This is a genomic window from Pontibacillus salipaludis (assembly GCF_014642405.1).
Taxonomy (GTDB): domain Bacteria; phylum Bacillota; class Bacilli; order Bacillales; family BH030062; genus Pontibacillus; species Pontibacillus salipaludis.
Genome location: NZ_BMIN01000015.1, coordinates 98,340 through 105,206, shown reverse-complemented (window position 1 = coordinate 105,206; position 6,867 = coordinate 98,340). Strand labels below are relative to the sequence as shown.

Below are 6,867 nucleotides of genomic sequence, written 5' to 3'. Positions count from 1 at the left end.
TTTATAAGTCGTCATTTCACTCAAATAGCGTACCGCGATGTCTTGTTTCATAGCTGATGTAATAGTATTCACCATCGCACCTCCTGTTTTTGATTATGACCAAAAACAAGGGTCCACTTCATAGTGAGTGAGGAGGCTCGACAGCTCGCCTGCGGAAAGCGAGCCATTCCCAAGACATCCCTATCACTCAATAAACGTAACGGGCCCACACTCAACAAAGTGTCTCTGTTTGAACCTGCCTTGTTCTTGAACAAATAGTTGTAATAACAACATTAAAAAAGTCATTTAAGATACATTCATTACCAGCAATACCTCACAAGAGTTGGTGATACTAAGGCATAAAGGAGTGAACTGTATGAAACCATTTATGCCTAAACTTGTATACGTGGAACCACGAGCGATGGAGTATAAGTTAGCACAAGATCTCTATCAGAAGTTCAAGGACCAAGGGATTGAGATAAGAGAGACAACTTCCCATAACCAAGTGCGAGGAATTCCAGGAGATAATGAATTACGACAGTATGCTAACGCTAAGAATACGTTCGTCCTAGGAGTTAGGAAGACACTTAAATTTGATACCTCTAAGCCTTCAGCAGAATATGCAATTCCCTTAGCGACAGGCTGTATGGGTCACTGTCATTACTGTTATTTACAAACCACTCTTGGCAAAAAGCCATATATCAGAACATACGTTAATTTAGAAGAGATCTTTGATCAGGCTCATCAATACATCTTAGAACGTGATGAACCAACCCGTTTTGAAGCCGCGTGTACGTCAGATATCGTGGGAATTGATCACCTAACTCACTCATTAAAGAAGACCATTGAATTTATGGGGGATCAGAAAAAGGGACGCCTTCGTTTTGTTACGAAATACCATCATGTAGATCATTTATTAGATGCAGAGCACAATGGTCACACACGTTTTCGCTTTAGCATAAATGCTGATTATGTCATAAAAAACTTTGAACCAGGCACTTCTTCATTAGATAAGCGACTAGAAGCAGCCAGAAAAGTAGCTGATGCAGGGTATCCGTTAGGTTTTATTGTGGCCCCAATCTATTTATATGATGATACGTGGAAAGAAGGGTACCACAAAATGTTTGCGCATCTCCATGAGCAGCTGAAAGGATCTTCTGTAGATGAGGAAGATTTAACATTTGAACTCATTCAGCATCGCTTCACAAAGCCAGCTAAGCGCGTGATCCTCCAGCGTTATCCTAAGTCAAAGCTTGAAATGGATGAAGAAGAGCGAAAATATAAATGGGGTCGTTATGGCATTGGCAAATACGTCTATCCAACTGAAACTCAAGAGGATATTAAAAAGACGATGGAAGCCTACATTAACGAATATTTTCCGAATAGTAAGATCAGTTATTTCACGTAAGACAATCTTGTCATCGAAAGGAATCTAGTGTATCATTTTTAACAGTAGGCTGAGGCAGAATTGGAGGATTTTTATGCCAACACCAAGTATGGAAGATTATATTGAACAAATATATATGCTAATAGAGGATAAAGGCTATGCACGAGTTTCAGATATCGCTGAAAATCTTCAAGTCCATCCATCATCTGTTACGAAAATGGTACAAAAGCTAGACCGAGATCAGTATCTGAATTACGAAAAATATAGGGGACTTGTGTTAACCTCTAAAGGGAAAAAAGTTGGCAAACGGCTAGTGTACCGTCACGAGCTATTAGAGCAATTCTTACAAATTATCGGCGTTAATAAAGAGAATATATATGAAGATGTAGAGGGAATTGAACACCATATGAGCTGGAATTCCATTGATCGCATTGGTGATCTAGTTCAATTCTTCGAAGAAAACCCTCAATGCATCGAACAATTACGACTCGTTCAACAACAAAATGAAGAACAAGCGAAAGAAGATTAAACACCTGAATATTCAGGTGTTTTTTTTATGAATTATTAGTCTGTTTCTTAGATTTGAGCACAAGACTGTTCAAGCATAAGTCGCAATGTCGTAAAGCGTTCACGAAGTGCTCAAAGCTAAAAAGAACTGTTCATAAAGGTAAGAAGGAATGACTAATAAGAGCTTAGGTATGACCAAAATTGAACGAGCAGTGACGTAAAAGGGCATCTGTATGTTGAAAGCCGGTTCACAATGACCAAAAAGGATCATGCTACGTCTAAAAACATGGGGGAATGACGATATCAATCTTACAAATGAGGGCGTTTATGCTACTGTTTCTGGTCTAGGACATGTCATTCGTGATTATAGATAGTCATAAAGGGGGAAGGAGGGACGTCTTATGAAGATTGACGGCGTTTTCTCAGGTGGGGGTGTGAAAGCTATTGCTTTTATAGGTGCGATTGAAGTTGTCGAACAGAAAGGATATCAATTTGAGCGAGTAGCAGGGACTTCTGCTGGTGCTATTATAGCTTCGTTTCTTGCTGCTGGTTATAAAAGTAAGCAAATTCATCATCTATTCCGTGAGCTGCACCTCAAGAAATTATTAGATCCTCCTAAGGTAGGAACTTGGTTTCCTTTTTCCAATTGGCTTTTTTTATATTTTCGAATGGGTTTATATAAAGGTAAGAAACTTGAGGAATGGGTGTATGAAATGTTGGGGAAAAAAGGGGTGTATACCTTTAGAGATCTTCCTGAAGGATCTTTGAAAGTGATTGCCTCGGACTTAACCTTAGGAAGGATTGTAGTTATTCCGGATGATTTGGAAAGGGTTTACGGGATTTCTCCAAATGAGTTTACTGTAGCGAAAGCCGTAAGAATGAGTGCAGGGCTTCCTTATTTCTTTATACCTGAACCGATGATCAGTAAAGATCATAAGAAAAGTCTTATTGTGGATGGCGGGCTCTTAAGTAATTTTCCGCTCTGGGTATTCACCTCAAATTTAGAGCGACGAACGAGGCCGATCCTTGGTATGAAGCTGAGTAATGGAAATGATCAGCTGCCAGCTCGTAAGATTAAAAACGCTATTGAGATGTTTCAAGCTTTATTTGTAACCATGAAACAAGCTCATGATGCGAGGTATATTCATAAAGCGGATGCAGTAGATATTATTTTCATTCCTGTTGAAGATGTGGAGACGACAGATTTTGATTTAAGTGAGGCTTCCATTAATAAACTAATTTCTCTAGGAGAGAAACATGCAGCTACTTTCTTGAGAAATTGGAGTGGATAAAGAAAAAAATCGAGCTTCTACTAGAAGGAAGCTCGATTTTTCTTTTTACTTTTATTCCCCTCAATCACACGAAGGTGAGGGGCTTCTTTTCTTTGTTTTTGCTTCTTACTACTCACTTTAGATTTAATGGTAGAAGGCTTCATTTTTTTCGCTATGCTAGAAGAGGTCGTCGGTTGTTTGTATTTTTGTTTCGATTGTCGGGCTGCCTTTCGGTATTGCTTCATTTCATTCGAAGTCCCACCATTACGCCTTGAGAAAATAAAGTAAACAATTCCGATGATGACTGCTGCAAATAAGACTGTGACGAGAATATCCATTAAAAAGCTAGTCGTATCTGTAAATAATCGAACAACTATACCAATTAAAGCTAACGCCATAATAAAATAAGTAAGAGGTTTAATAATTTTGTGAGCCAACTTTTTTTCCTCCCTTCAGCATTCCATCCTTAATTATGAGATGACCTTACTACCTTGTATACCACTTTTAGAAGCGTTTTTATCATTCTCTAGAACTTTTTTAAAAGAATGAATCGCAACGTCAACCTGATCATCTTTAGGTTCTTTCGTTGTTAATAGCTGTAACCATAAACCAGGGTATCCAAGTGCTTTAAGTCCAGGTACGTTTCGCACTTTGTTTGTTAGCTGCAACACTTCAAATGAGACGCCGATGACAAATGGTAATAAAAGAATACGATTTACCATGCGCCACCACATCGGTTCCGTGGCTACGAACGGCAGTAAATAAAACAGAATCCCAACAAATACCGTGAACAATATAAAACTAGAGCCACATCGATAGTGAAGACGGGATTGATTTTGTACGTTTTCAATAGTTAACTCTTTCCCGTTTTCATAAGCATTAATCACCTTATGCTCAGCTCCATGATATTCAAAGACTCGCTTAATCATAGGAGTGAGGGATATAAGGTAAATATATGCGAGTAGAAAGATAAATTTGATTAACCCTTCTAATAGAACCTGTCCAGTTTTACCTGGGATAGCAAAACGGAATAACTCAGCTACAAGAGCAGGAGTTAAGGTAAATATCAATTTTCCAAATAAGAATGATAAGACACCTACAGCTCCGACTCCAATTGCCATTGCCAGTTTAGAAGACTCTGCTTCCTTCTTAATGGTCTCATCGTCTTTTGGATCTACATCGTAACGTTCACTAGAGAAGTTTAAGTGTTTCGTTCCATTTGCACTTGCTTGCACTAAAGCGACAAGACCTCGAATGAATGGAATTTTCTTTAAACGCTTCTCTATTTTAGATTCTTTCCGTTCTAGCTCAAAATATTCAATTGATTCGTCTTTTCGACGAACAGCCGTGACATAACTCGTTTGGCCAGCAAACATAACGCCTTCCATAACGGCTTGCCCTCCGTAAGCTGGTTTAGTTTTTTCGCTCATTGCCACACCATCCTCTTGATGATTATCTATTTCCTTCATTTTACTAGAAAAATGCGCTCACCTCTAGTCCTCTTAAATAAAAGCATGGAATTATTCGATTTTGGTCATGCTAAACTGTGAGGTGATGGAGATGTCTGAACAAGAACAAAAAGATCAAGAACAACAGAATCAAGAAGAAAAACAAAATGAAGAACAAAAACAAAATCCTGAATTAGAGCAAAACCAAAAAGAACCCCCAATGTCTGTGATCAGCAAATCACTAGTCACAGGTTTCGTGGGTGGAGTCTTATGGAGTTTTGTTGGTACAATTGCATATTTCTTTAATTTCTCTTCGGTTTCAGCAGGAAGCTTTGTCATTCGCTCTTTTGTACAAAATGAATGGAGCAGCAACTGGCTAGGGGAACTGATTGCTATATTAGCTGTAGGTCTCGTATCGCTTTTAATCGCTATTCTGTATTTCGGCCTATTAAAAAATACAAAAGGACTCTGGCCATCAATGGCTTTTGGTGTAGTGCTTTGGTTTATAGTGTTTTTCTTGTTCCAACCTGTATTTTCAGCAGTGCCGCAGTTAGGTGAACTAGATAGTGATACGATTGTAACTAGCTTATGTTTATTTATTTTATATGGAACGTTTATCGGGTATTCCATTTCTTATGATTATCAGCAAAACAACCAGCCTAGCTAAATCACTCCAAATGTTGCATCGTCTATGTTATCCTAAAAAGAGTCGGAATATTTCCCTTAATCAATCAGGAAGGGAGATCTTATGGTGAAAAAAATCCTATTATTAAATGGCCCCAATTTAAACCTATTAGGAAAACGGGAGCCTGGAGTGTATGGAAAAGGCACCTTGCAAGACATCGAAGCCTCCATTCAAAATATGGTAGAGGCAAATGGATGGGAGTTTGAAGCTTTCCAATCCAATCATGAAGGGGAACTGATTGATAAGATTCATGGGTTTATAGGGCAAGATGTGGGAATCATATTTAACCCTGGAGCTTATACGCACACGAGCATAGCACTTAGGGATGCTATTGCAGGAGTTGACCTCCCTGTAATTGAAGTACATATATCAAATGTTCATAAACGGGAGGAATTTCGTCACACATCTCTGCTTGCCCCAGTATGCTATGGCCAGATTGTAGGTCTTGGTTCATTCGGGTACAAGCTAGCAGCACAAACATTTATAGAACAATTTTAGGGGGAGGATTATATGGATACATTGAAACGATTAAGAAGTAGTATAGAAGAACAAGGGTTAGACGGCTTACTTATTACAAGTGATCGTAATCGTCGTTATGTAACTGGGTTTACAGGAACAGCTGGAGTAGTACTAGTCACAGCGAATAAAGCGCTATTCATTACGGACTTCCGTTATACAGAGCAAGCAGCTAATGAAACTACAGGCTTCGCAATCGTAGAACATAAAACACCTATGCATGAAGAAGTAGCAAATCAAGCGAAAGAGCTTGGTCTGAAAAAGCTTGGCTTTGAAAAACAGCATGTGACTTACAGTGTGTTTGAACAATATCAATCTGTATTAGAAGCGGAATTTGTTCCGACATCAAGTATCGTAGAAAAATTACGCTTGATTAAGACTGATGATGAGATTAAGATATTAAAGGAAGCAACTAAGATAGCAGATGATGCATTTGAGCATATCCTGTCCTACATAAAGCCAGGAGTTAAAGAAATCGACGTATCCAATGAATTAGAATTCTTTATGCGCAAACAAGGTGCAACTTCTTCTTCATTCGATATTATTGTAGCCTCAGGTTATCGATCTGCTTTACCACACGGTGTGGCTTCTGAGAAAGAGATTCAATCTGGAGAATTAGTCACGTTAGATTTTGGTGCTTTATATAAAGGATATTGTTCTGATATTACACGAACAGTTGCTGTTGGTGAGATTAGTGACGAGCTTAAAAAGATCTATGATACAGTTTTACAAGCACAGCTGCGTGGAATGGATGGAATAAAAGCCGGCATTACTGGTAAAGAAGCCGACGATTTGACTCGTGATTATATTAAAGAACAAGGGTATGGACAATACTTCGGTCATTCTACTGGTCACGGAGTTGGACTAGATGTTCATGAAGGACCTAGTTTGTCATTCCGAAACGACAAGCAAAAGCTTGAACCTGGAATGGTTGTAACAGTTGAGCCGGGCATTTACGTTCCAAATGTAGGTGGCTGTAGAATTGAAGATGATACAGTTGTAACCGAGACAGGTAATGAGCGTTTATCTCACTCTTCAAAAGAGTTAATTACGCTTTAAGCTTATTTAGGGAGG

General features: G+C 38.8%; 8 protein-coding genes. 6 read left to right on the top strand and 2 right to left on the bottom strand.

Translation table 11 applies throughout. From position 1 onward, the window contains the following. Positions 1-355: 355 nt before the first annotated feature. The 3 genes from splB to IEW76_RS15415 all read left to right on the top strand — a co-directional run bounded on the left by splB (position 356) and on the right by IEW76_RS15415 (position 3,165). Positions 356-1,387, top strand: a complete 1,032-nt coding sequence (splB, locus tag IEW76_RS15425; protein WP_188655316.1) for a spore photoproduct lyase — start codon at positions 356-358, stop codon at positions 1,385-1,387. A gap of 73 nt (positions 1,388-1,460) precedes the next feature. Beyond that, on the top strand, positions 1,461-1,895 hold the full coding sequence (mntR, locus tag IEW76_RS15420; RefSeq protein WP_188655315.1) for a transcriptional regulator MntR: 435 nt from the start codon (positions 1,461-1,463) through the stop codon (positions 1,893-1,895). 379 nt (positions 1,896-2,274) lie between these two features. Next, positions 2,275-3,165 carry a patatin-like phospholipase family protein gene (locus IEW76_RS15415; protein ID WP_188655314.1) on the top strand — a complete coding sequence of 297 codons (891 nt, stop codon included), beginning with the start codon at positions 2,275-2,277 and terminating at the stop codon, positions 3,163-3,165. Between the two features lie 20 nt (positions 3,166-3,185). Here IEW76_RS15415 and IEW76_RS15410 read toward each other — a convergent pair whose 3' ends face one another. Together IEW76_RS15410 and IEW76_RS15405 are read right to left on the bottom strand one after the other, a co-directional pair. Then, positions 3,186-3,581: an SA1362 family protein gene (locus IEW76_RS15410; RefSeq protein WP_229721263.1), complete on the bottom strand. Its 396-nt coding sequence runs from the start codon at positions 3,579-3,581 to the stop codon at positions 3,186-3,188. Positions 3,582-3,614: 33 nt separating this feature from the next. Further along, positions 3,615-4,574, bottom strand: a complete 960-nt coding sequence (locus tag IEW76_RS15405) for a DUF1385 domain-containing protein (protein ID WP_188655313.1) — start codon at positions 4,572-4,574, stop codon at positions 3,615-3,617. A gap of 130 nt (positions 4,575-4,704) precedes the next feature. On the opposite strand from IEW76_RS15405, the gene IEW76_RS15400 reads away from it, so the two are divergent. From IEW76_RS15400 to IEW76_RS15390, 3 genes are all read left to right on the top strand, one after another. Continuing rightward, positions 4,705-5,259, top strand: a complete 555-nt coding sequence (locus IEW76_RS15400; protein ID WP_188655312.1) for a YqhR family membrane protein — start codon at positions 4,705-4,707, stop codon at positions 5,257-5,259. An 84-nt stretch (positions 5,260-5,343) separates the two neighbouring features. After that, positions 5,344-5,775: a type II 3-dehydroquinate dehydratase gene (gene aroQ / locus IEW76_RS15395; RefSeq protein ID WP_188655328.1), complete on the top strand. Its 432-nt coding sequence runs from the start codon at positions 5,344-5,346 to the stop codon at positions 5,773-5,775. Positions 5,776-5,787: 12 nt separating this feature from the next. After that, entirely contained in the window at positions 5,788-6,852 is a 1,065-nt protein-coding gene (locus IEW76_RS15390) for a M24 family metallopeptidase (RefSeq protein WP_188655311.1), read from the top strand. Positions 6,853-6,867: the final 15 nt, after the last annotated feature.

Bases quoted from the DNA above. Each gene is read 5' to 3' on its own strand.
- splB (WP_188655316.1), top strand. From the start codon at position 356: ATGAAACCATTTATGCCTAAACTTGTATACGTGGAACCACGAGCGATG.
- mntR (WP_188655315.1), top strand. From the start codon at position 1,461: ATGCCAACACCAAGTATGGAAGATTATATTGAACAAATATATATGCTA.
- IEW76_RS15415 (WP_188655314.1), top strand. From the start codon at position 2,275: ATGAAGATTGACGGCGTTTTCTCAGGTGGGGGTGTGAAAGCTATTGCT.
- IEW76_RS15405 (WP_188655313.1), bottom strand. From the start codon at position 4,574: ATGAGCGAAAAAACTAAACCAGCTTACGGAGGGCAAGCCGTTATGGAA.
- IEW76_RS15400 (WP_188655312.1), top strand. From the start codon at position 4,705: ATGTCTGAACAAGAACAAAAAGATCAAGAACAACAGAATCAAGAAGAA.
- IEW76_RS15390 (WP_188655311.1), top strand. From the start codon at position 5,788: ATGGATACATTGAAACGATTAAGAAGTAGTATAGAAGAACAAGGGTTA.